Consider the following 26,052-nt stretch of genomic DNA (forward strand, 5'->3'; position numbering starts at 1 on the left):
AGATAAAAAACTGGCCAAAATAGGTTAACATCTGGCAGTCTATCGAATACTCACACTATATTTAATGGTAACCCATACACAGAATGAATGATGCCAACAATATGACCAAATACAGCCTAAGATCATGGGTTCTGGTATTGGCGTTAGCCCCAACTATTTTAGTGGGGATTTTATTGGGTGGCTATTTTACCATAAATAGATTCTATGAACTCGAAGATACGCTCATAGAGCAAGCAAGTAATATCATTGAGCCCCTTGCCATCGCTGCTGAAGTGGGTCTTGAAAGCAAAGATTTTGAAACCACCAAACGTCTAATTACCTCTGCACAATTAAATAAAGCCTCTTTAGTACAGTTTATTGCCATCTTTGATGAAGATAACCGCGTTGTGGTGACCTCACATCACTATAAAAATCACGAAGTCATGCGTTTTGATAAACCCTTAGATTCAATGCTGCGGACACAGCTTGAGCAAGTCGGTGATAGTATGATTTTACGCAGCCCTATTTTCAAAAGTAGTAATGCGCCGGTGCAAGGTTTTGGTGGCAGCCAACAAGCTGGTACCGATGTAATAAAAATTGGCTACATTGCCATTCTTATTAATAAAGAAAATGCTTTACTCCAGCAGCATCGAGCTGCTGTTGCTGCATTTATTATTGTACTCATTGGCGTACAACTAAATCTGTTTTTCACCTTCCGTTTAGTTAAAAACGTCACCCAGCCAATTACTGAAATGGTCAGGGTCGTAGCTAAAATTCGTGAAGGTAAACTGGATACTCGCCTTACAGGCAACTTAATCGGTGAGCTCGACCTGCTGAAGCGTGGTATTAATGCCATGGCGGGGTCGTTGTCAGAATACCATGATGAGATGCAACAAAACATCGATCAGGCTACCTCCGACTTACGGGAGACGCTAGAGCAAATTGAAATCCAAAACGTTGAACTGGATATGGCTAAAAAGCGTGCTCAAGAAGCCAGTCGGATCAAATCTGAGTTCTTAGCGAATATGTCCCACGAACTTAGAACGCCGCTTAATGGGGTGATAGGCTTTGCCAAGCAGTTATTAAAGACGCCGCTACATTCTAGTCAACAAGATTATATTCGTACCATCGAGCGCAGTGCCACCAACCTACTGAGTATCATTAACGATATTCTCGACTTCTCCAAACTTGAAGCCGGTAAAATGGTACTGGAAAACATTCCATTCTCACTGCGCGAAACTATTGAAGAAACCGTAACCTTATTATCAAGCAGCGCCCGAGAAAAAGAGCTGGAACTCGTTATAGATGTTGATTCACGTATTCCAGAGGACGTCACTGGCGATGCGATGCGCTTTAGCCAAATTATTACTAACTTAGTCGGTAATGCAATTAAATTTACCGATAAAGGCAGCGTGCAGCTCAAGCTACAATTTGAAGAAATTAAAGAAGGTAAAGTTCATCTTCGCTTTGAAGTCATAGATAGCGGTATTGGTATTGATGAACAACAACAGTCATCATTATTCCAAGCTTTTGGACAAGCTGACTCCTCAATATCGCGTCGTTTTGGTGGAACCGGACTTGGCTTGGTCATTACTAAAAGATTGGTTAATCGTATGAGTGGCCAAATTGGATGCTACTCCGAACCGAACCAAGGCTCGACCTTCTGGTTTACCTTGCCGCTGAATATTAGCCAATATCCAATTAATGACGCTCTACCTTTAGCAACACTAGAAGGTAAGAGTATTATCTTAATGGGTGCAAATAACCTTACCCAAAACGCTATCGAACGTATGTTGCAGCGTTGGGGGCTAAAAGTCACCTTGATTCAAAATACTAAGCAACTTGAATTTATCAGCACTCAATCAAATTTCATTTTTGACTTTGCGCTAATGAGTTGCCAAGCCATTACTAAAACAGATGAACCAGCAAGATTATTAAAGCTCGTTAAACCTAAGGTGAATTACTTGCTATTGATCTCTGATTGTATCGAGCATGAAGAGGTCTTCTCACAACTTAGGCCGCATGTAGATAAACAAATATCTATGCCGGTTGGTGAAAAGCTACTATCGAGTTCATTACTCGACCCACATTCAGCTTCAATGCATGACAACCTTATGCCTTTAGCACCAATAACGGCACCTGCAACTTTAGAAAACTTAAGTGTACTTGCTGTTGACGATAATCCTGCCAACCTCAAGTTGATCGACACACTACTAAAAGAATTAGTCACACAGGTCCAAGTAGCAAACAATGGTGATCTAGCCGTAAAACTGGCTAAAGAGCGCAGTTACGACCTGATATTTATGGATATTCAAATGCCGGGAACTGATGGTATTAACGCCACCAAACAGATCCGTAGCAACTCAGCGAACCGTAATACACCGATCATTGCCGTTACCGCACATGCGATAGCAGAAGAGCGAGAGCGTATATCTTCAAGTGGCATGGATGGCTACTTACCAAAACCAATAGATGAAGCAGCACTAAAAGGCGTAATCACCCGTTGGAAAACAAGACCTAAATTCACCCATTTTGACCAACGCACATTGAATTGGGATTTATGCTTGACCCAGGCGAATAACAAACCAGACTTAGCTCTGGATATGCTTAAGATGTTATTAAAGTCATTACCTGAAACCGTAGAGCACATAGAACACGCGCTCAACACAACAGATAACGACAAAATGCTAGCCTGCATTCATAAACTGCACGGTGCCTGCTGTTACTGCGGCGTACCAACAACGCAAATGCTTTGCCAGCAAATCGAGTCAGGACTTAAGCGTGGCGATACAGTCGAAGATGTAGAACCGGAAATACTAGAGTTACTTGATGAGTTAACTAAGGTAGAATCTGCCGCTAATCAAGTGATCTCCCAGCTATCAGTGGATATATAAGATGACAAACAAACAGGGATTTTTTAAACGCCTAAAAGCACTAGAGTTGCCTCAGAAGAAGCTTTTTGCGGTTGCCCTATGCCAACGCATGCTGCCTAATTATCAGCTTTTCTCTGAAGTATGCGAATTTGGCGATCCTAAAGTACTCGACACTTTGCTAAATCTACTTTGGCAGTCGATGTACGACAACAAGCTAAAACTGAATATTGATATTTACCTTGAACGACTTGAGGCTAACACACCAGAACCGGCTGACTTTGATGTATATGGTGTCTACCCTGCGATGGACGCCGTTGTCGCACTCACTTCACTTATCAGTGCGCTACAAAGTAAAGTTGAAGAAGATATCGTCAATATCAGTAAACTCTCTTCAGCCACAGTTGCAAACTATATTGAAGCAACCTGTGAGCAAGAGTTTGATAATGAAGACGCACTCGATGATTACATCTTTGCTCATGAAGTGATGCAAGAAGAAAAAGAGATGCAAAGCTCTCTTTTAGATATCATTGAAGACAATCTCCATATGAAGGCTGACTTTATTAAAGAGTTACGCCGTGAAATCGTAGAGATTGGTGTATCAAATATCGGTATTGAAGCCAGTAAATAAGTTCAAGCCAGTTAGCTACAGTTAATTTTAAACTAAAGCGCATTGCGGTTAATCCAATGCGCTTTTTTAATGTCTGTAAAAATCAAAACAAGTAATAATACCAATCAGTATAAAGATTTGGTCGCTCAGCGAGAATTTAGCGCTTCTGAGGCAAGGTCATTAAGTGCTCCTGCTTTAATGACATTCGCTGCATCCATGCCGCTCGCAGCGAGTGAAGAGCATAGTTATTCTACGGTTAAGCGCACTCTTTGTTTGTAAAAAGTCGCAGCATCAGAATCGCTAAAACTCGCCATTCTGGAGCGTTTTTGGCTGCCTACTTCTGCGTTAAATAGCCTCGTAAGGGAATCGCCATTACTTCCGCTATTCGCCTTGAATTAGTTGCCAAAAACGCTCTGAGTAGATCAACTTCTTATACTGATTGCTATAACTCAGCTATACATTGAAAACAAGCTTTCTGCCTTAGACTGCATAAACTCAATAAACAGTTTTACTTTTAATGGTTGATGACTGCGCTGATGGTACAAAATTGAAATTCGTCTTTTTTCACCAATCCACTCTGGTAACAACATTTGCAGCTGTCCAGTCGCTAACTGCTTTTTGACAAATAACTCCGGACCGTAAAGAATGCCGCCGTTATCTACAGTTGCCTCTACAGCACCGTGTAAATCACTTAAGGTCAGTTTAGCGTTACCATCGTAATAGAAGGACTCTCCATTAGGATGCTTTAACGACCAGTTATACAAAGGCCACACTTTTATTAAATCATGCAGCTCAAGTTCACTCGGATGCGTTAACTTAGCAGCCCTAGCAATATATTGCGGCGATGCAAAGAGGCCGTAATTGAGTACACCTAAAGAGCTTGAGATCCAAGAAGAATCTGGCTGAGTTCCGCCAACAATCGCGACATCAACGCCTTCATCAATTAAATCTATTACGTTATTGTTCTGAGCAATATGCAATTGAATATCTGGGTAAGTTTCGCAAAACTCATTTAATGTTTTTATAAAAATCATTGAGACAATAGATACTGGCGCTGCAATACGTAGCGTACCTTCAGGCTTATCTACCGTTGCTCCACTGATACTGTCAAATTGAGCAACAATAGACTGGTACTGCTGAAACAACGCAATCCCCTCTTCAGTCAGTCTCAATTTACGAGTATTCCTCATCAGCAGTTGCTTATCTAATACCGTTTCTAACTTGGTCAATTTTCGACTAACTGTCGCAATAGGCATATCAAGCTCTTTAGCTGCTTGAGAAAAGCTGCCCGCATTAACTAGATGCACAAATTGGTAAATCAGCTGTAATTCCAAACCAAAGTTGGTACTCATCAATAATTGACCTTAGCGTTAAAACAATAAAACCCAGTAATAATAGAGCCTCTATAGTATACCAAAGCATAATTATGATAGTGTGCTAGCTCAATGTTATTAGCATCCCTTTACTAAAAAAATCGATATTTTATAGACGTATGCCAGCGATACTAACGCCACTACTTGCCGTATTCGGTATCATGCTTTTAGGCACTCTAGTGCAAAAAGCCAAACTGTTGCCAACTGAAACCGATCAAGTACTCAATCAATATGTGTATTATATTGCCTTTCCAGCCATCATGTTGATCACCTTAGCTCAAACTCCTATCAATGATATTTTGCATTGGGGTTATATAGCGGGGTTCAGTGTAGCGATGTTAATGAGCTACGTAGTCACCTTTATCGTGTCATTACTCTTTAACCCTCAGCAAACTGCAATTGCAACAATGCGTGCCCTTAACGCCACATTTGGAAATACCGCATTTATCGGTATTCCTCTAATGGCGATGATATTTCCTGGCGAACAAATTGCACTTGCCGCTGCCGCCATCGCCAGTTTGCTTTCGGTGTTAATCTTTGCCGTTGCCTTAGTATCACTAGAAATGATCAATAAGACTCAACAAAGCAGCGCAGCCAAAATTATTAGCTTAGCTTTAGTAAAAAACCCGATTGTTGTCGGTAGCCTTTTGGGGATCGCAATCTCAGCAATAGGCATCACCTTACCCGATAGCTTTGCGTTAATGATCCGCCAATTAGGAATGACATCCAGCCCCTGTGCGTTATTTGCTATTGGTATGGTGTTAGCTAAGTCGGGCCAGTATCAAACATCACCACAGTTTATAAGCGCTAAACAAGCATTCGATATCAGTAGTATTAACCTTATTAAGTTGGTGGCTCAACCAGCCTTTACCTACATATTGATGCTATCTTTAAATGTTGAAGCGCAATTGATAGCTATGGGGGTTATTTTGGCTGCGTTACCAACAGCAGCAAGTGTTTACTTACTCGCTCAACGTTATCAAACTCAAGTGATAACAAGTGCGCAAGGGATCTTATTAGGCACGATTATCACCTTTATCACATTGCCATTGTTAGAACGCTTTTTACTACATTAGGAATCGCCTTATAAAAGTGTTGTTTTAAGCAGCAATTATGCAACAAATATCCGCCTAAAAAACAACTAACCCAACCTTTATGTAGCCTCTATTACGCTAATATAATCAGGGCGATATATCAGATTTTACCAACCCCAAAGAATGACAAAAATAAATTGGTCAAAAAGTAATTTGTAGATTATTATTCGCCACCTTTTTTTATTCACTGCTCAAAAAATGACAAAGTTTGTTTCTTTTCTGCTGTTTACCATCGTTTTATTTATCTCACCAATGGCGCAATCTTTTACTCTTAATTCACAAGAGAAGACGTTTCTCGAACAGAAAAAAACACTCATTGTCGCAATGCCTAACACCGGGTTACGCACACACTGGAATATCGATGAGCCAGATACAGAAGGCGTCTATGCTCAATACTTACAAGAACTCGGCCGTGTTTTAAATATTGCAATAGAATTCAAAGGTTACGATAGCTTAAGTTCACTGCATCAAGCTGTATCTTCAGGTGAAGCAGATCTTTCTTTAGGTTTTACACCTACAGCTCAGCGTAAAAAAAACTTGCTCTTTTCTACGCCTGTTTTTGAAAATTACAAACTACAGTGGTTACGCAATTCAAGCTATCGCAATACCTCTGCGCAAGACATGCACTGGGTTTGTGTTGATGGATCATTTTCCTGTGCCGCGACAGCTGAAAACGGCTATAAAAAACTAACTAAAGTCGATTCATTGGATAACCTTATCCATCACTTGTCTACAGGCAAAGCCGACAGTGCAATGATCCACTTTGGCGCTGTACATCATTACTATCAAACCGTTGCAGTTGGCGATTGGCTAGGCGATATAGTGTTTAATGAAAATACTAAACCGATTTTGTCCTCATTTATTACAGCTAAAGACAATGCGATTTTGATGGGGATCCTCAATCAATATCAACTGCAGTATCAGCAAGCTAAAGTCATCAATCCATTTAACTTTAGCAACTTGAGTATGTTGCATAATGAGTTGACCATTGAAAGTATTTATCAACAATACGGCAGAAAGTCGATTCGCTATACGATAGAAGAAGATCTCTACCCTTTATCTTATAGACAAGAAGGCAGCAGTGAAATTAGTGGTTACATACATGATGTCATGAAAATATTTGCTCTAAAAACAGGGCTAAATCTCGAGTATGTCTATCCTAATGGTCGTGATGTCGATTTGATGCTAGAAGAAGCTGAAGTCGATCTTATTCCAGGACGCTTTATCGCAGCGAATGATACCTATAATAAGCTTACAACTACCGATGCATTCCATAGTATAAAATGGTCCTACATTCGTACGACCCAACAATACAAACAACCTAAAATCGCTATTTTAGACCGCACGACTCATTTATCCGTTCTAGAAACAGACAAATTTAAAGGTATTGATTTAGCAGTTTATTCTGATTTTTCAGTATTAAAAAAAGATATTGAGCAAGGTGTTATCACCCATGCATATATTCCAGACAGCATAGCTGAACATTATTTATATTACGGTGATGAAACAGACTTTGAACTGATTAATAATGACAGCACACCAATAAGTCAGCTAGGCATTAAACTTAACTCAGAGTCTCATGCTCTAAGAAATATGCTTAACGTGGCTATCGACGTAACCACAAAAAATGAAATTGATCTTGCTGTACAGAATCATAAAAAGATTAATACTCAATATGGCTATGATAAAAAGCAGACTAAAAGCACAGTTTTATCCCTACTCGTACTTATTTTAATTGTGATATCGGCAGGTCTGTTATGGAACAAAAAACTAAAAGGCTACTTAACAGAAGCTCGCGCAAGTAGTAAAAAAAATCACGACCAAATGCAGTGGCTAACTAGCGTATTAAATAGTTTTCCGGGAATGGTGCTGATCTCCGATTCAAACGGTAAAGCCCTACTATCTAACAAGGCTTACAACGATTGTTTCAAGAGTTGTGTGAACAATAACTGTATTGCCAACGGGACTGCATGCTCGTTTCTAGATGTCATTAATTCTACTGGCCCTGACATCAAAAACGAGATCCTACACATAGGTAAAAATGACTGCACAATTGATGGTAAATACTATCGTGTTTCGCGTGAAATCGTTCACTACAACGACGGGCACCAGTATCACATCACTGTATTTGCAGACTTTACAGAGCTAAAACAACGTAAAGAGCAGCTTAAGCGATCACAACGACAAGCCGTCGACGCATTAAAAGCACGCGAGTCATTTTTAGCGATTATTAGCCACGAGCTAAGAACACCACTCGCTGCTATGATTGGCTTAATGGAACTATTGAATCCTGAATTAAAATCGGCAAAGAACAAAGAGTTAATGAGTAACGCGCTGTCTTCTGCAGATAGATTAAAGGGGCTTGTTAACGACATTTTAGACTTCTCGAAAATGGAAGCAGATCAGCTACAGCTCGATTTATATTCCGGTAATATATTTAACGAGATTGGTACTACATTGAGGTTGCTTGAAGCCAGTGCTCAAAGCAAAAGAATCAATTTTATTCTTGATTGGCAACCAACCTCTCAATGTTACGCAACACTAGACTGGATGCGTTTAAGTCAGGTTATTAATAATTTAGTGAGTAACTCGATTAAGTTTACCCAGCAAGGCTTTATTAAAGTCATCGTTAGCAATACACCAGAAGCGCTACTGCTGACCGTTGAAGACAGCGGCTGTGGCATGAGCACAGAGCAACAAAAAACATTGTTTCAACCATTTATTCAAGCCGATGCCAGTATTAACCGAAAATATGGCGGAACAGGGTTAGGCATGTCAATTGTGCAGCATTTAGTGGAGCTTATGAACGGCCAAATTACAGTAAACAGTAAGCTTAACCAAGGCACTCAAGTTAATGTGCAGCTGCCAACAATGTTCTCTACGCTAACTGAAGTATTAATTGCTGATGCACAGAGTCATGATGAAATGATTAATAATTGGTTAAAAGCTTGGGGGATCAAACTACAGACGAGTCATAATCAGATCTCATCAACCTCGTCTACAACCAACATTTATCCCGATCTGCTGTTAAGACAAGTGCTATTAAAAAACAATAATCAAGCCTTACAATCTTCCGCCGCCAGCAACCAGTACAGTGGCACGGTCGTTGTGGCTGACGACGATCCAATTAATCGATTTTTATTCCAACAACAGCTGAAAAAACTGGGAGTAGATGTTGTAACTGTTAATGACGGTATAGAAGCATTGCTGTATTTATCAGCTAATCGTAACAGCGTTAGTATGCTTATAACAGATTGTCATATGCCTAATTTAAATGGCTATGAACTCGTACGAAAATTACGTGCAAGGCCTGATTTTGCTGACTTACCTATAATAGGCTGCACAGCTGAAGACTCACGCTTAGTGGCTGAAAAAGCCAATGATGCTGGCATGACCGAAGTCATGTATAAGCCCTATCCCTTCACTCTTTTAAAAGAGACGGTTAGTCGATACTGCATTGAGGTTTTCCCAGATGCAAATCAAGACAAGTTGGAATGGTTAAGCGAGTATAGCGACGAAGAGCAGTTAGAGCTGTCAGCAATAGTTAGAGACTCGTTACTCGCTGACAAGCAACAAATTGCAACAGCCGAAATACCACTGCAAGCATTAGGGCATCGCATTAAGGGCGCAGCAAATGCACTTGGGTTAAGCCAACTTGCAGCAGCGGCAGAGCATTGTGAAACCGTCACCGAAATTAATACACCTACAGCTATTTCAGCACTTAATAAAGAAATAGATAACGTCGTTAATGCCATCAATAGCTGGCTTAGTACACAACTCAATTGAACATATTGTGCTAATCAAAATTATCAGCTTAGTCATGAAAATGACAATAAAACTGATTATGACTAAACCCATGGCTGGCGGCGTAGATCTCTGCCAATAACAATCCACTTTTCTCGCTTAGCTATAGCTAAGCGAACAAACTCATTATTCGTTTGGATCAAAATAGCGATGCAATCTTTTCAAACTCTTAAACTCCTAGTTATCGATGACGCACCAACTTTTTTGTTCACCATTAAGAGCATGTTGGTCAAACTAGGATTCTTAGAAGTTAACGTCCTCACAGCTAAGTCTGCCAAATTGGCACTCGATCTTGCATCAAACAAACAATTTGATGTGATCATTTGTGACTTTAACTTTGGTACGGGGATGAATGGTAAGCAGCTATTTGAAGAGTTTAAGCACCTGAAATTGCTTACTGATGAATCAGTATTTGTTTTGGTCACCGGAGATAATTCAGCCGCCACAGTACGGCCTATCATCGAGCTAAAACCCGATGAATACCTTTTAAAACCGTTTAATGCTATTACGCTAAAGCAACGTTTATCGATGGCGATACGTCGCAGACATAAACTAGCAGGCCTTTATGCAGCAGAGCGATTACTTGATGCAGAGCAAGGCTTACAACTTTGCGATGAAATGGCACCATTTCATCCTGAATACTACTTTGTGATTGAACGATTTCGTGGTGTTTTCTTAACAATTTTACAGCGCCACGAACAGGCAAAATCCGTTTATCAGTCAACTCTAGCTAAAAAAGATTTAGATTGGGCCAAAGTAGGTTTAGCCAACTCATTGGCGAACTTAGGCCAAATTACTGAAGCCGAAAAGATAATAAACCAGCTGTTAATCGCTTCTCCAAACGATACACAGGTAAAGACTGAAGCTGCCTATATCAAGCTTAAAGACAGTGATATACCTGCTGCCATTTCACATTTAGAGCTCGCAAGTCAAATTGTACCCGGCAACTCAGAACGAGAGTTAATTATCGTCAATTTATGCTTGTCAGTTGAAGACTATGCACAAGCACTCGCACGTTATCGTTTGTACCTTGAGATCAATAAAGATACATACCGCAATAATGACTACAGTAAGCTCAGCTTAATCCGTGTGATCTTGTATCAAGCACGCTTTGCTACGAATAAAGCGGCGCTATTAGAGGAAGCTAAACACCACCTTCGCTCAGTTATTGGCACCGAAAATGAAGCTATTACCCACGAAATTGAGCTGATTAAAGCGCATATTTCAATGGAGTTAGGTTTTTACCGTTCAGCAATCAGCCTACTTAAGAACCTGCACAACAAAGAGTGCTTTCAGCACTTTTACGCCACCTATCACTACGCTTGGTTGCTTAATATCATGAGTGTTGAAAATGAGTTTAACCAAGCTATAAGCTGGTGCAGTCAAAACCTAGGCTATGAAAGTAACCAAATTATTTTTGCCAGCAAAGTGTCCATGTTAGAAGGCTTAAAAAGCCATAATGAAGATAAAAAAAGCTGGTTAAAAGAGCAGTATCTTATGGTTAAAAATGGCGACCTTGATAAGGTCACTTTATTAGAAACCTATTTGGCCATTAACGAAACTGCACCACTGCTAAAAACGGTATGCTTAAACATTATCAAGTCGTTGACTTACGTTTGGCCAAGGCGCTATGGCGTTGTTCAGGTAAAAGAAATCATTCAGCGTTGCGACAATGTGGTGAGGCAGCTTTACGTGGAAGATGAGCTCTTAACAATTAACTACCAAGAGTATTATCAATCAGCATTAGATAAATGCAAAGGGCGAGTTGATTAAGCGCTTATAGGTAAGAACTTTTTTCTTTAGAACATCGTTATTCTTAACGACAAGTCATATCCAAAAAAGTGGTTCCCGTTGCCCACCGTAGACACATGCCTTGAGACCCGCGGTTGGCGATTGGTAACTGTGAAACTACCGCTTAGAGCACGTCATTTTGTAGCACCAAACAAAAAATACTTGGTGCTTTCATTCAAAAACTAACCACAGCAGTGCTATTTGGCAATCCCTCTCTAATTAAAATTAAGCACAAGTTTTCAATTTTTGAAAATCCAATCTTTTATCCCTACACTCATAAAGCGTGATATAAAACAGCTTTAAATAGCCAATAAAAATTTGGTTGAATCGACAATATAGCAATACATAGCCATAACGAAATTCACCTAAAAGCCCAAGCAATGTAAAAATGAAAACGTGATAAACCTCAATGGATTTATCAACCAGGTATTTACTGTATAGATAAACAGTATATACTGTGTAGTTATACAGTGTTTTGAAAAGGACATCACTATGCTTTGCCAACTCAGTATCAACAACTTTGCTATTGTGCGTTTTCTAGAGCTAGATTTTAAAGCCGGCATGACCAGTATTACTGGTGAAACAGGCGCGGGTAAATCGATTGCTATCGATGCCCTCGGGTTATGCTTAGGTAATCGTGCTGACGCCAATGCTATTAGACCTGATGCGACTAAGGCCGAAGTAAGTGCCCGTTTTTTATTAAATGATACTCCAGCAGCTAAACGCTGGCTTGAAGATAACGATCTTGAACTTGATGATGAATGTATTTTACGTCGCACAATAAGCAGCGACGGACGTTCACGAGCCTATATCAATGGTAATCCAGTACCACTTGCGCAAATCAAGGCACTTGGACAGCTACTTATTGGTATTCACGGCCAGCATGCACACCATGCCATGCTTAAAAGTGAGCATCAACTGACTCTGCTAGATAGCTATGCAAACCATAAGATGCTTATCGATAGCGTAACTGCCAGCTATCACAGATGTAAGACGATTGAGAAGCACCTGCACCAATTACAGATGTCACAGCAAGAACGCCTAGCTCGTAAACAACTTTTGCAATACCAAGTTGAAGAACTAAATGAATTTGCGATTACTGAAGGTGAATTTGAGTCGATTGAGGCTGAACACAAAAAGCTTGCTAATAGCACCGCGTTAATTGAGCTTTGTCGCAGCCAGCTACACATACTGCAAGAAAGCGATGAAGGCAGCGTTGAGTCACTGCTTAATACCAGTATTAGCCAAGGCCAAGATCTGGAAAATTACGATCCAGAGTTAGGCAATGTGGTGTCAATGCTGAACGATGCCCTAATTCAAGTGCAAGAAAGCAGTAGCGAAATCGAACGCTATCTAGATGGTTTAGAGCTCGATCCTGAATATTTTGCTCACTTAGAGCAACGGATCTCTAAAGCTATGCAGTTAGCCCGTAAGCATCAAGTCAGCGGCATTGAGCTATATAGTTACCATCAAACCTTATTAGAAGAACTAGCCGATTTAGGCTCTGACGACGATAAGCTAGATGATATTAAGCAAGAGTTACAAGCTAGCCGAGATGCATACTTACAACATGCAAAAAAGCTTAGCCAAAGCCGTAGCCGCTACGCTAAAGAACTTGATAAACAAGTGACTCATTCTATTCATGAGCTGAACATGCCAAAAGGTAAGTTCAACATTGCAGTTAACTTTAACGAAGCTGTCGTTACGCCAACAGGCTGTGACAACATTGAATTTATGGTCTCAACTAACCCTGGGCAGCCATTACAACCTATTGCTAAGGTTGCATCAGGTGGTGAGCTGTCACGTATCGGTTTAGGTATTCAAGTGATCACTGCTAAAAAGGTCTCTACGCCGACGCTAATTTTTGATGAAGTGGATGTGGGGATCTCAGGGCCAACGGCTGCGGTTGTAGGTCGTATGCTGCGCAGCCTTGGCGAGTCAACGCAGGTATTTTGTGTGACCCATTTGCCACAAGTTGCCGGTAATGGTCACCAGCATATGTTTGTCAATAAAAGCAGTAAAGCCGGTAAAACCGAGACTTCAATGATCGCGCTTGATAAGACCCAACGTATTGAAGAGTTAGCCCGCTTACTCGGGGGCGACACTATTACTAGCAATACCTTAGCTAACGCTAAAGAGTTACTTCTGAGTTAATTCTGCAAGCGAGTGCTATGAGTAAATTCAACAATATGATTTTATAAACTTCAAACAAAAATGCAGAGCCTTAGCTCTGCATTTTGTATGCTGATAGTTAACTCGATTAAGCAAAGTAGTAAGCTAAACCTTGTAAGCATAACAGTGAGAAAACACCAGCAAGCACGTCATCAATCATAATACCAAAACCGCCATGAACTTTAGCGTCAAGCCAGCGAATCGGCCACGGCTTTAAGATATCGAAAAAACGAAACAGTGCAAAACCAATGACTAACCATTGCCAACCTGCAGGCGCGGCAACCATGGTTATCAATAGCCCAGCTACTTCATCCCAAACAATTGCGCCATGATCGTGGACACCCATATCTTTAGACGCTTTGTCGCAAATATAAAAACCCGCAAGCACGCTAATCATAGTCAACGTAACATACCAAGATAGACTTAGTGGTGCCATTAATAGATAAAGCGGAATAGCAGCTAAAGTTCCAAAAGTACCCGGTGCTTTAGCAGCAAGCCCCGTGCCAAATCCCAATGCTAAAAAGTGAATAGGATTCTTTAATGACAGCTTAGCTAAGGCTGCATCTTTAGAGAGTAAGTTCATTAATTAAAGTGCTCAAAGCCTAAATTTACTGGCTCAAAAGGTTTGTTGTCGTTTAATAAGGTTAACTGGCCACCTGTACAGATCTGACCTATTTGGGTAAAGCGTACACCTGTTTCTGCCAACGCTATCTCTAATGCGCCCTTTTGCGCCTCAGGTACGGTAAAGAGTAGCTCATAATCTTCGCCACCGGTTAGGGCGTAGCTTAGTGCCATTTCAGCAGTGGTATTGCGTTTAAGTTGCTCTGAAAGCGGTAAACGGTCAACATTAATTACAGCCCCCACTTGTGAGCTTTTAATAACATGCTGAATATCAGACATTATGCCATCAGAGATATCAATCGCACTTGATGCAATAGTGCGTAGCGACTGGCCAGCAAGCACTCGTGGAGTCGGCCTATAATGACGATTAACGAGGTAAGCACTGTCTTCAATATCTACAGTGGCTTTATTACGCAAGATATCTAAGCCAAGCGCCGAGTCACCTAAACTGCCTGTAACATAAATCCAATCACCATTCTTAGCACCTTGGCGGGTTAAGCCAACATCTTTTGGTAATTGGCCATTGATAGTAATGGTAATTGCGCGCGGACCACGAGTTGTATCGCCGCCAATAAGCGCCACACCATAATATTCAGCGATTTCAAATAGGCCTTCACTAAATTCAGCTAACCAGCCCTCATCGACATCTGGTAGCGTTAACGCTAATGTCATCCACGCAGGTTCAGCCCCCATTGATGCAAGATCTGACAAGTTTACTGCTAATGATTTATAACCAAGATCCTTGGCGGGCATATTGGGGAAAAAGTGCACATTCTCGACTAAGGTGTCGCAAGAGATAGCTATAGACTTACTAGCATTTGGCTGCACAATAGCGCAGTCATCACCAATACCAATTACAACATCTTTGCGCGACTGAGCGCGCCCAGTAAAGAAACTTTCGATTAATTGAAATTCTTTCACAATACCAATCACAAATATAAGAGAGAGTTCAAGGAGGTTGCGGTAAGAAACCAGACCGTTGCTTTAGCAAAGATAAAGAAAACCACATGCTTTGCTCAAAGCGCTAATGCGCGGACGATTATAAGTTCCCAGCCAGAGATAACAAAAACGGCATCCGAAGATGCCGTTTCAATTATTTATTGCGTGCTACCAGCTTATCTAGAATGCCGTTAACAAACTTATGTCCATCTTCTGCGCCGAATGCTTTTGCAAGCTCGATAGCTTCGTTAATCGCTACCTTATAAGGCACATCCTTGCGGAATGTCAGTTCATAAGTTGCGATACGTACAATCGCTTTTTCAACTGGATCCACTTCATCAAGTGGACGAGTCACGAATGGAGTAATTAGCTCATCCAATTGACTCTTCTTTGTTGCAACGCCGCCTAAAAGCTCACGAAAGTAAGCGATATCAACGCCAGCAACATCTTGTTCAGTTAGAAACTCATGCTCAACATCAGCAATATTGTTACCACTTAGCTGCCATGAGTAAATGGCCTGAACGGCTAAACGGCGGGCCTTACGGCGCTCTGAAGGCTTCATTAAATTGTCCTAAATTACAGCTGTTCTTCAAGTGCTTGCAGAACGTTAACCATTTCTAGCAGACCAAGTGCAGCTTCGCCGCCTTTGTTACCTGCTTTAGTACCCGAACGCTCAATAGCTTGTTCAATGGTATCTGTGGTTAAAACGCCGAATGAAACAGGAATATCAAACTCAAGTGCAACTTGAGCTAAACCTTTATTACATTCGCCTGCAACAAAATCGAAATGAGGTGTACCACCACGGATTACCGCACCTAGTGCGATGATTCCGTCAAATTTTCCGCTAGCCGCAACACGACGCGCAGCAAGAGGCAGTTCAACAGCGCCAGGCACTTTAACTACAGTGATATTTTCATCTGCAACTTGGCCAAAACGCTTAAGAGTGTCAACCGCGCCATCGAGCAAACTATCAACAACAAAGCTGTTAAAACGTGAAACTACGATCGCAACTTTGGCGTTTTTCGATTCGATATTACCTTGAACTACGTTCATTTATCTTACCTAAATTAGCTTAATTACCCTGCATAGGGACGGAAGAGGCGGTATGATACCACAGCACTCCGCGCTGATCTCTATGCAATTAATAAGAAAAGTGTGAATTTAAGCCCCAAGTTGACAGTCAACCTGAGGCAAGTATTTATTCTGCTATATAATCAGTTACTTCTAAGCCAAAGCCTGAAAGAGAGTGGTAACGCTTTGGCGAGCTCAATAGTCGCATAGTCGTCACACCAACATCAGCCAAAATTTGTGAGCCGACACCCACTTGGCGAGACGTTCCTTTCCAAGGTGCTGCAGCTGGTGTACTACCGTTATCTTCCGCTTCAAAAGCTTTTACTTTCGCAAGAATGTCGCTGCTGTGTTCATGGTTGCCCAATAACACAAGTACACCGCCTTCATTACTAATGCGTTCCATTGCTTTTTCTAACGGCCAGCTACGTTGCTGATCACGCTCTGAGTGCAATAGATCATTAAAGGTGTTTTGCAGGTGAACGCGCACTAATGTGTTTTCGGTCACTTCACCTTTAACCAATACATAATGCAATTGGTTATCGATAGTGTCGCGATAAGTCAGCATCTCAAACTCACCAAAGCGAGTAGGTAGCTTACATTTTGCTTCACGAACAACACTGGTCTCTTTTGTGTTGCGGTATTCGATTAGGTCAGCAATAGTGCCCATCTTCAAACCGTGCTTCTCAGCGAAGATCTCTAGATCTGGACGACGCGCCATAGTGCCGTCGTCATTTAAAATTTCAACAATCACTGATGATGGCTCAAAACCAGCAAGACGCGCTAAATCACAACCTGCTTCTGTATGGCCTGCACGGATAAGTACCCCGCCTTCTTGCGCCATCAACGGGAAGATATGGCCTGGCTGCACGATATCAGCAGGCTTAGCATCTTTACCAACAGCGGCAAGCACAGTTACTGCACGATCTTGCGCTGAGATACCTGTAGTGACCCCTTCAGCCGCTTCAATAGAAACAGTAAAGTTCGTCGAGAACTGGGCGTTATTGTTAGTTACCATTAACGGCAAGTTCAATTGCTGACAACGTGCTTTAGTTAGTGTTTGGCAGATAAGGCCGCGACCAAAAGTAGCCATAAAGTTCACCGCTTCTGGCGTCACCATGTCAGCAGCCATAATTAGGTCGCCTTCATTTTCTCTGTCTTCGTCATCCATCAAGATGACCATCTTACCTAGACGAATATCTTCGATGATCTCTTCTATACTATGTAACGCCATGTTCAGACCTTTATTTTTTGCCACTACAATGAACAACTTGCATCGAGGTCAATGCTCTCTTGTAGTGAGTTATTAATGATTATTCTTGTATCTTCCGCTTAATATAAGCTGATTAAGACAAATTTAATCGCCAAAATAGCCTTAAGCCAGTATTTATCTTAAAAATCCTGAGCGAGCTAACAGTTCCATAGTCACTTCAGACTTAGGTTTACTGTCTTGCGCTTGACTGCCATAGCTCATCAAACGCTCTAAATGTCTTGCAATTAAGTCCACTTCAATGTTAACGCTATCACCAGCTTTAAGATCCACTAATGTAGTTTCACCAGCTGTATGCGGCACAATAGTCAGTCTAAACTTATGCCCTTGCACCTCGTTAACCGTTAAGCTGACACCATCAATAGTTATTGAGCCTTTATGAGCGATATAACGCCCCAGCTCTGATGGTGGAGATAACCAAAACTCAATAGCTTGACCGCGAAATTGCCTATCGTCCACATGAGCAATACCGTCCACGTGGCCACTTACCATATGCCCGCCTAAACGAGTCGTTGGTGTCACCGCTTTTTCAAGGTTAACGGCTTTTCCTACTTGATAATGAGAGAAACCCGTCAAAGTTACGGTTTCGGCAGAGATATCTGCTACATAACCATCGCTCATGAGTTCGACTACGGTTAGACATACGCCGTTAGTGGCAATACTGTCACCCAGTTTAACGTCTGATAAATCTAATTTGCCGCTGGCAACGGTTAAGCGAATGTCGTCACCGCGACGTTCTACTTTTCTTAAATGACCAACAGACTCAATAATCCCAGTAAACATAGATTAATTACTCACTCTTAACGTTAAGCGGGTATCTTTGCCCACTTTACGTTCATCGATTAGGTTGATTCGCGGGATGTCTGACATCGTTTGGAAATCATCTAGCGTAAGTAAATTACGCCCATGCCCGCCTAAAATCTTCATCGCTTGATACAATACCAATTCATCAGCCAAGCCTTGGTTCAACACTGCGCCAGCCAAGGTTGCTCCCGCTTCTATCAATACAGAATTACACGTTTTACCCAGTAGAGTTAACAAAGCCTGCAAGTCTATGCGGTCATTAACGGTTGGTAATACTTGTTGCGACACATGTGCAGGCCAAGCAGCTTGAACATTTGAAGGGTAAGGTTTGCTACTCACCAATAACACTGGCGAAGCTTGCTTAAATAAGTTTAGCTCAGCACCAAGACGCGCTTGCGTATCGACGACAACACGCAACGGTTGATGGATTTCAGCAGGTGCGAGTTGATTTGCCAACCAGCCTAACTCGCTATGACGCACATTAAGACTTGGGTCATCAGCGAGAATAGTTTCAACGCCAGTAACCAATGCACAATGCCGCGCACGAAGTCGCTGTACATCGCTGCGTGCTTCAGGGCCTGTTATCCACTTAGACACACCATTTGATAATGCAGTCTTGCCATCAAGACTTGCTGCAAGCTTTACTGTTACCCAAGGCAACCCCATTTGCATGCGTTTTAAAAAGCCCAAGTTAACCTGCTTTGCCTCTTCAGTCAGCAAGCCAACATCCACTTGAATCCCTGCATCGCGTAGCATAGCAATACCGCGGCCAGACACCTCAGGATTAGGGTCGGTTACAGCAATAACCACCCGACTAACACCATGCTCTATTAATGCTTTAGCACAAGGCGGAGTGCGGCCATAATGGCTGCATGGCTCAAGCGTGACATAAGCAGTAGCGTCTTTAGCATCATCCCCTGCCATGTTTAACGCATAGACTTCAGCATGAGGACCACCAGCACGGATATGATAACCTTCACCGACGATTACGCCATCTTTAACGATAACGCTACCTACACTAGGATTTGGACGGGTGGTGTACATGCCTTTTTGTGCCAACTGAATGGCAAGGCTCATCATTTGACTATCTTCGCTAGACCACATAATGGCGGCAATTCCGATTGTTGATTTGATGGAGAGCCCAGTCGTGAACTGCGCCCTTGTCACTTAGATTACTTTCTAGGTTATTTTTGTAGCTTAGCGATAGCGTCGCCAAACTCTGAAACATCTTCAAAAGCGCGATAAACTGAAGCAAAACGAATATAGGCAACTTTATCTAAGTTAACCAACTGTTCCATCATCAAGTTACCGATCATTTCAGATTTCACTTCACGTTCACCTGTGGCGCGCAAAGTCGATTTAATCTTAGTCAATGCCTGCTCAATTTGATCCATTGATACAGGTCTTTTCTCTACGGCTCTTAACATGCCACCACGCAGCTTTTCTTCATCAAAAGGCTGGCGACTACCGTCTTGCTTTACCACACGCGGCATCACTAACTCCGCGCCTTCAAAAGTAGTAAAACGTTCGTGACACTGAACACACTCTCTACGTCGACGCACCTGGTGGCCGTCAGCGACTAATCGCGAATCAATCACTTTTGTGTCAGTTGCGCTACAAAATGGACAATGCATTTAGCCTCCGGTTAGAAATTAGGTCGTTTCACTCACTGGATTTAGCTAAACCTCAGAAAGTAGACTCGAATCAAAAGTATGCTTGAATACAAACAAAAATGGCCGCATAAATGCGGCCATTGGAGTCTACCTGATTTAACCCTTAAGGTTAACCGTAAACAGGGAACTTAGCGCACAATTCTAGAACCTGAGCCTTAACGCGCTCGCTAACGGCTAGATCTGAAATGTCGTCTAAGATGTCACACATCCAGTTAGTCAGTAACACTGACTCTTCTTCACCAAAACCACGACGAGTGATTGCTGGAGAACCAATACGTAGACCAGATGTCACAAATGGTGAACGAGGATCGTTTGGCACTGAGTTTTTGTTTACTGTGATGTTAGCGTTACCTAGGGCAGCGTCAGCATCTTTACCAGTGATATCTTTGCTGATTAAATCAAGCAAGAACAGATGGTTGTCAGTACCGCCAGATACCACATCGTAGCCACGCTCGATGAAAGTACGTGCCATTGCTTTAGCGTTAACAACAACTTGCTCTTGGTAAGTGGTGAACTCTGGGTCTAGTGCTTCTTTAAATGCAACCGCTTTAGCAGCGATAACGTGCATTAAAGGACCACCTTGACCGCCAGGGAATACCGCAGAGTTTAGCTTCTTGTAGATATCTTCATCGTTGATAGCAGAAAGAATCAAACCACCACGAGGACCTGCAAGCGTCTTATGGGTTGTTGTAGTGACAACGTGTGCGTGTGGCATTGGGCTTGGGTAGATACCTGCTGCAACTAGACCGGCAACGTGAGCCATATCAACAAATAAATATGCGCCAACTTTGTCAGCGATTTCGCGGAACTTGCCCCAATCAATGATGCCAGAGTAAGCGCTGAAGCCCGCAATAATCATCTTTGGTTGATGCTCAACAGCAAGACGTTCCACTTCAGCGTAATCAATCTTACCTGTTGTTTCGTCAATACCGTACTGAACTGCATTGTATAGCTTACCAGAGAAGCTTACATGAGAACCGTGAGTCAAGTGACCACCGTGCGCTAGGCTCATACCAAGAACGGTATCGCCGCCTTGAAGCAGTGCCATAAATACGGCCGCATTAGCTTGTGAACCAGAGTGTGGCTGCACGTTTGCGTAAGTCGCGCCGAATAGCTCTTTTGCACGAGAAATAGCAAGCTCTTCAACAATATCTACATGCTCACAACCACCGTAGTAACGCTTACCAGGGTAACCTTCAGCATATTTGTTAGTTAGCTGTGTACCTTGCGCTTCGATAACACGAGGACTAGTGTAGTTTTCTGAAGCAATGAGTTCGATGTGCTCTTCTTGGCGGCGCGTTTCATCTTCAATTGCTGCAAATAGTTGTGGATCGTAATCCGCGATATTCATATCTTTTTTCAGCATTACTCACTCCAGCTGTAAAATTGTTCTAGTAGGGTTGCGCGGTATGATACAGCGCATTCGATCACAATCCCAGTATTTACAACATGAAATTACTTGCAATTCTAGATGAGTGAGTTTTGTAAAAAGCACTAATAGCAGCTAACAACAAGTAAATATTGTTATGACCGATATCAAGCTGACACACACTGAAACTGCGCGAATTCAGATTTAAGTTCTGCATTGAATCGAGTAGAATTGCCAGCAATCAACATAGAAAAAATACAATCAAAGAGAATTAAACATGGCTCAATTTGTATATAGCATGCTTAGAGTGGGCAAGATTGTCCCACCTAAAAAACAGATCTTAAAAGACATCTCATTAAGCTTTTTCCCTGGCGCTAAAATCGGTGTTTTGGGTCTTAACGGCTCTGGTAAGTCTACCCTACTTCGCATCATGGCGGGTCTTGATACTGAAATTGAGGGTGAAGCTCGCCCAATGCAAGATCTTAAAATTGGTTACCTACCGCAGGAACCAAAGCTAGATCCAAACCAAACAGTTCGTGAAGCCGTTGAAGAAGCCGTTGCAGACGCCAAAAACGCCCTAGTACGTTTAGATGAAGTCTATGCACTTTATGCTGAGCCTGATGCAGATTTTGACGCACTTGCAAAAGAGCAAGGTGAATTAGAGTCAATAATCCAATCTCAAGATGCGCACAATCTAGATGTGGTTTTAGACCGTGCAGCTAACGCACTGCGTCTTCCTGATTGGGATGAGAAGATTGAAGTGCTATCAGGTGGTGAACGTCGCCGTGTAGCGATTTGTCGTCTGCTACTAGAAAAGCCTGACATGCTGTTACTTGACGAACCAACCAACCACTTGGATGCGGAATCGGTTGCATGGTTAGAACGTTTCTTACAAGAGTACACGGGTACTGTTGTGGCAATTACCCACGATAGATACTTCCTTGATAACGCAGCAGGCTGGATCTTAGAACTTGACCGTGGTGAAGGTATTCCATGGGAAGGAAACTACTCTTCTTGGCTTGAGCAGAAAGATGCCCGTCTAACGCAAGAATCTGCCACTGAAAGCGCACGTCAAAAGACTATCGCCAAAGAGCTTGAATGGGTACGTCAAGGCGCTAAAGGCCGTCAGTCTAAAGGTAAAGCACGTATGGCTCGCTTCGAAGAGCTTAATACTAACGACTACCAAAAGCGTAACGAAACCAACGAACTCTTTATTCCGCCAGGACCGCGCTTAGGTGACAAGGTTATCGAAATCAATAACCTGACAAAATCTTATGGCGACCGCGTACTGATTGATAACTTGAGCTTCTCAGTACCAAAAGGCGCAATCGTCGGTATTATCGGTGCTAACGGTGCGGGTAAATCAACATTATTTAAGATGATTTCCGGCGTTGAGCAGCCAGATAGCGGCACCGTAGAGCTCGGTGAGTCTGTTCAAATCGCATCGGTTGAACAGTTCCGTGATTCAATGAACGATAAGAACACGGTTTGGCAAGAGATCTCTGACGGCCAAGACATTATGCGTATCAACAACACTGAAATTCCAAGCCGCGCTTATGTAGGCCGCTTTAACTTCCGTGGTGGCGATCAGCAAAAGATCATCGGTACATTGTCAGGTGGTGAACGTAACCGAGTGCATTTAGCTAAGCTTCTACAAGCTGGCGGTAACGTACTGTTACTGGATGAGCCAACCAACGACTTAGACGTTGAAACATTGCGTGCACTTGAAGAAGCACTACTTGAGTTCCCAGGTTGTGCCATGGTGATTTCACACGACCGTTGGTTCTTAGATAGAATCGCAACTCACATCCTAGACTACCGCGACGAAGGTAAAGTTAACTTCTATGAAGGTAACTACACTGAGTACTCAACATGGTTGAAAGAAACCATGGGTACAGACGTTGTTGAGCCGCATCGCTTAAAGTACAAGCGTATGGTTAAGTAACACTCATCGTACATATTCAAAGGAGGCTTAAGCCTCCTTTTTTATTGTTCTAAAACAATCAATCCGCCTGCAGCCCCAATTTCCAGTACAAATATAACAAGCGCTCTTTTATTAAGCCAAAGATCCTCCACTCGAGAAGCACAAATATTTTGCATTTCGGCAACAAAATCCTTATTAAATATGCCAAAATGCCAATTGGTATAAATTAACCAATTAAAACGGCAGCAGTTTCCCTGTCTCTAAAATAATAAAAATGCATTTACATCAGTAAGGCTGCAATTAATGGACAAGAATGCAATGGACGATAAAACTCGCTTATCTCAGGCTAACAGCAGTGCCACTAGTGCCCCCTCAATAACCACTCAAGAGCCTGCTATTCCAGCCAAAAAATCAACCGGCTTTTTAAACAGCATTAACCATTTTCGCGGTATTGCGATTATCTTTATTGTGATGGCGCATTGTTACCGCCCTGCGGGCTGGGAAGTGGAAACCTTTGCCGACAAAGCTTGGTTTAACTTGATGATGAACGGCACGGTCTTTTTTGTGTTTATCTCAGGCTTTTTGTTCCACCATGTGTTCTATCACCGCTGGGACTACAAAAAGTATATGAAAAGCAAAACTAAATTTGTTTTCCTCCCCTACTTAATTTTGTCTTTACCTTGGATTGTTTGGCACCTTACTGTAGGGACCGACCCGATGATGCACAAGGAGATGGCAGATATTACAGGCCCTGCCGCGGCTGCAAGCTGGTATGTCATAACCGGTCGTACCCTGACTGCATATTGGTATATCCCCATGGGAATGATGTTATTCGCCTTGTCGCCTTGGGTCATGTATCTCATTAAAAAACAGCAAGTCCTCTACTACGCTATTCCTCTGTTAGTCATTGCGATCATGGTACATAGACCCATTTCAAACCTAAATGCGATTCAATCTTTAGTCTACTTCTTGCCCGTCTATTTACTTGGAGTTTGGGGCTCAGCCCATCGCGATAAACTGTTCCCTTTTATCGATAAATATTGGCTCGCTATGCTAATAACAGGTATTGCCCTAGCCCTTATACAAGCGCAATACTTTGGTGCGGGAACACTAAATAAAGCCCCATTTGAAATGACAGTGCCTGACTTAATGTTGCCGCAAAAAATCTTGCTCACGCTAGTAATATTGGCGATTTTAAACAAGTTTGAGCATATCTCGATTGCACCACTGCAAAAGTTAGCTGAGGTCAGCTTTGCCATTTACTTTATTCACCCTTGGATCACCACTCCATGGTGGATGCTCTATGACAGTCCAGATCTATTTGGCCTTGCCGGTAAAGGAAATGTGTTTACCACCTTATTAGTTACCTTGGGCGTGATTGCGATTTCCTACGTTATTGCAATCATCATCAAGAAGTTACTGAGTAAGCGCAGCCGTTATTTAATTGGCTGGTAAATAACTTATTACCTTGAAAAACTTGATTTAAAGACACAAAAATAAGAAGTACAACAATGACTAAATCTTTATTATTAGCGGTCAGTTTACTGACTACCACTTGGCAACTGCAGGCATCAGAGCCTGTTGCTTATCAATTTGACGGCCCTTATGTAATCGATAATTTGGCAGAATCGCAGACAGTCACTAATGGCAATCAATCACAAACCGCTTATTGGATTTGTAATGCTAAGCTACAGTCCACTGTAATCAGCAATAATAGCCTTAAGCGCCCTGATAACTGTGGTCAATTACCTGAGCCGCTGCTCAGCGATGCCATTAAACAAGTGATGCCTGATAGCTACAGCGGTGTTAATAATATCGTTGCCCTCAGCGATGTTCATGGTCAATACGATGTTTTAATCAGCCTGCTTAAAAACCAAAAAATCATCGATGCTGATAATAACTGGGCTTTCGGTGATGGTCATATGGTTATTACCGGCGATATGTTTGACCGCGGCGACAAGATAAACGAAGTCTTGTGGTTTGTTTATCAACTGGATAAACAGGCAAAAGCAGCAGGTGGCATGCTACATCTACTCATGGGCAACCATGAACAGATGGTACTTGGCGGCGACTTAAGATACGTGCATGAGCGCTATGATCTGGCCAGTGAATTAATGGCAAAAAGTAACGATGAGCTTTATGGCGCCGACACCGAAATCGGTCAGTGGCTTAGAAGCAAACACACCTTAGTGAAAATCAATGATGTACTTTACATGCATGGTGGAATTAGCAGTGAATGGTTAGATCGCGGGCTGACAATCGCGCAAGCCAATAGACTATTTAGAGACAATATTGGTAGACCCAAAAGCGAGCTTAAACAGGATGAGTTATTAAACTTCCTGTTTTATGGCAACGGACCCACTTGGTATCGTGGCTACTTTAAAGATAATTTTACTGAAACCGAGCTTGATAAAATTCTCGCTTATTTCAAGGTTAACCATATTACCGTCGGCCACACCTCACAAAAACAGGTGCTAGGCCTGTTTAATAATAAGGTGATAGCCATTGACAGCAGCATAAAACTAGGCAAACAGGGCGAGTTATTACTGATTGAAAATAACCAATTTAGTCGTGGGTTATTCGATGGTTCGCGACAAGCGCTGTAACAGTCTTAATTTGCCCCAGTACAGCTAGTTAAACACTAAGCACTAAAAATAGAGCCGACCAACAAGGTTGGCTCTTATAGTCGTA

General features: G+C 42.1%; 20 protein-coding genes. 10 read left to right on the forward strand and 10 right to left on the reverse strand.

Annotated features, from left to right (window positions below):
• Positions 1 to 101: 101 nt before the first annotated feature.
• From barA to L2747_RS17705, 3 genes are all read left to right on the forward strand, one after another.
• Positions 102 to 2,873, forward strand: a complete 2,772-nt coding sequence (gene barA / locus L2747_RS17695) for a two-component sensor histidine kinase BarA (RefSeq protein WP_428848536.1) — start codon at positions 102 to 104, stop codon at positions 2,871 to 2,873.
• A gap of 1 nt (position 2,874) precedes the next feature.
• Entirely contained in the window at positions 2,875 to 3,480 is a 606-nt protein-coding gene (locus L2747_RS17700) for a YjaG family protein (protein WP_249000335.1), read from the forward strand.
• 69 nt (positions 3,481 to 3,549) lie between these two features.
• Complete coding sequence (locus L2747_RS17705; RefSeq protein ID WP_249000336.1) at positions 3,550 to 3,738, forward strand: hypothetical protein; 189 nt, start codon at positions 3,550 to 3,552, stop codon at positions 3,736 to 3,738.
• A gap of 170 nt (positions 3,739 to 3,908) precedes the next feature.
• Here L2747_RS17705 and L2747_RS17710 read toward each other — a convergent pair whose 3' ends face one another.
• On the reverse strand, positions 3,909 to 4,811 hold the full coding sequence (locus L2747_RS17710; RefSeq protein WP_249000337.1) for a LysR family transcriptional regulator: 903 nt from the start codon (positions 4,809 to 4,811) through the stop codon (positions 3,909 to 3,911).
• A gap of 140 nt (positions 4,812 to 4,951) precedes the next feature.
• Between L2747_RS17710 and L2747_RS17715 the strand changes: the two genes are divergently transcribed.
• From L2747_RS17715 to recN, 4 genes are all read left to right on the forward strand, one after another.
• Positions 4,952 to 5,908, forward strand: coding sequence for an AEC family transporter (locus L2747_RS17715; RefSeq protein ID WP_249000338.1), 957 nt, complete (start codon positions 4,952 to 4,954; stop codon positions 5,906 to 5,908).
• A gap of 216 nt (positions 5,909 to 6,124) precedes the next feature.
• Positions 6,125 to 9,712 carry an ATP-binding protein gene (locus tag L2747_RS17720; protein ID WP_249000339.1) on the forward strand — a complete coding sequence of 1,196 codons (3,588 nt, stop codon included), beginning with the start codon at positions 6,125 to 6,127 and terminating at the stop codon, positions 9,710 to 9,712.
• Positions 9,713 to 9,880: 168 nt separating this feature from the next.
• On the forward strand, positions 9,881 to 11,503 hold the full coding sequence (locus L2747_RS17725; RefSeq protein ID WP_249000340.1) for a tetratricopeptide repeat-containing response regulator: 1,623 nt from the start codon (positions 9,881 to 9,883) through the stop codon (positions 11,501 to 11,503).
• A gap of 510 nt (positions 11,504 to 12,013) precedes the next feature.
• Entirely contained in the window at positions 12,014 to 13,675 is a 1,662-nt protein-coding gene (gene recN, locus L2747_RS17730) for a DNA repair protein RecN (protein ID WP_249000341.1), read from the forward strand.
• Positions 13,676 to 13,781: 106 nt separating this feature from the next.
• Here the strand turns inward: recN and L2747_RS17735 are convergent, their stop codons facing one another.
• From L2747_RS17735 to glyA, 9 genes are all read right to left on the reverse strand, one after another.
• A complete protein-coding gene (locus L2747_RS17735) occupies positions 13,782 to 14,276 on the reverse strand; it encodes a phosphatidylglycerophosphatase A family protein (RefSeq protein WP_249000342.1) in 495 nt (164 codons plus the stop codon).
• Entirely contained in the window at positions 14,276 to 15,235 is a 960-nt protein-coding gene (gene thiL / locus L2747_RS17740) for a thiamine-phosphate kinase (RefSeq protein ID WP_249000343.1), read from the reverse strand. Before thiL ends, L2747_RS17735 begins: the two co-directional genes overlap by 1 nt.
• Positions 15,236 to 15,407: 172 nt before the next feature.
• Complete coding sequence (gene nusB / locus L2747_RS17745; protein ID WP_012154421.1) at positions 15,408 to 15,815, reverse strand: transcription antitermination factor NusB; 408 nt, start codon at positions 15,813 to 15,815, stop codon at positions 15,408 to 15,410.
• A 14-nt stretch (positions 15,816 to 15,829) separates the two neighbouring features.
• Positions 15,830 to 16,306 carry a 6,7-dimethyl-8-ribityllumazine synthase gene (ribH, locus tag L2747_RS17750; RefSeq protein WP_012154420.1) on the reverse strand — a complete coding sequence of 159 codons (477 nt, stop codon included), beginning with the start codon at positions 16,304 to 16,306 and terminating at the stop codon, positions 15,830 to 15,832.
• Positions 16,307 to 16,451: 145 nt separating this feature from the next.
• Positions 16,452 to 17,555 carry a bifunctional 3,4-dihydroxy-2-butanone-4-phosphate synthase/GTP cyclohydrolase II gene (gene ribBA, locus L2747_RS17755; protein WP_249000344.1) on the reverse strand — a complete coding sequence of 368 codons (1,104 nt, stop codon included), beginning with the start codon at positions 17,553 to 17,555 and terminating at the stop codon, positions 16,452 to 16,454.
• Between the two features lie 153 nt (positions 17,556 to 17,708).
• On the reverse strand, positions 17,709 to 18,374 hold the full coding sequence (locus tag L2747_RS17760; RefSeq protein ID WP_249000345.1) for a riboflavin synthase: 666 nt from the start codon (positions 18,372 to 18,374) through the stop codon (positions 17,709 to 17,711).
• A gap of 3 nt (positions 18,375 to 18,377) precedes the next feature.
• Positions 18,378 to 19,499: a bifunctional diaminohydroxyphosphoribosylaminopyrimidine deaminase/5-amino-6-(5-phosphoribosylamino)uracil reductase RibD gene (gene ribD / locus L2747_RS17765; RefSeq protein WP_249000346.1), complete on the reverse strand. Its 1,122-nt coding sequence runs from the start codon at positions 19,497 to 19,499 to the stop codon at positions 18,378 to 18,380.
• Between the two features lie 80 nt (positions 19,500 to 19,579).
• Positions 19,580 to 20,029: a transcriptional regulator NrdR gene (gene nrdR, locus L2747_RS17770; protein WP_249000347.1), complete on the reverse strand. Its 450-nt coding sequence runs from the start codon at positions 20,027 to 20,029 to the stop codon at positions 19,580 to 19,582.
• A gap of 148 nt (positions 20,030 to 20,177) precedes the next feature.
• Positions 20,178 to 21,434 carry a serine hydroxymethyltransferase gene (gene glyA, locus L2747_RS17775; protein ID WP_220781093.1) on the reverse strand — a complete coding sequence of 419 codons (1,257 nt, stop codon included), beginning with the start codon at positions 21,432 to 21,434 and terminating at the stop codon, positions 20,178 to 20,180.
• Positions 21,435 to 21,714: 280 nt separating this feature from the next.
• Here glyA and ettA point away from each other — a divergent pair, with 280 nt between their 5' ends.
• The 3 genes from ettA to L2747_RS17790 all read left to right on the forward strand — a co-directional run bounded on the left by ettA (position 21,715) and on the right by L2747_RS17790 (position 25,967).
• Positions 21,715 to 23,382 (forward strand): energy-dependent translational throttle protein EttA, encoded by a 1,668-nt coding sequence (gene ettA, locus L2747_RS17780; RefSeq protein ID WP_249000348.1) that lies wholly within the window; start codon positions 21,715 to 21,717, stop codon positions 23,380 to 23,382.
• Between the two features lie 282 nt (positions 23,383 to 23,664).
• Positions 23,665 to 24,816 (forward strand): acyltransferase family protein, encoded by a 1,152-nt coding sequence (locus tag L2747_RS17785; protein WP_249000349.1) that lies wholly within the window; start codon positions 23,665 to 23,667, stop codon positions 24,814 to 24,816.
• A gap of 56 nt (positions 24,817 to 24,872) precedes the next feature.
• A complete protein-coding gene (locus L2747_RS17790; protein ID WP_249000350.1) occupies positions 24,873 to 25,967 on the forward strand; it encodes a metallophosphoesterase in 1,095 nt (364 codons plus the stop codon).
• Positions 25,968 to 26,052 lie beyond the last annotated feature (85 nt).

Origin of the sequence: Shewanella marinintestina (assembly GCF_023283845.1) — a bacterium.
Classification (GTDB): Bacteria; Pseudomonadota; Gammaproteobacteria; order Enterobacterales; family Shewanellaceae; genus Shewanella; species Shewanella marinintestina.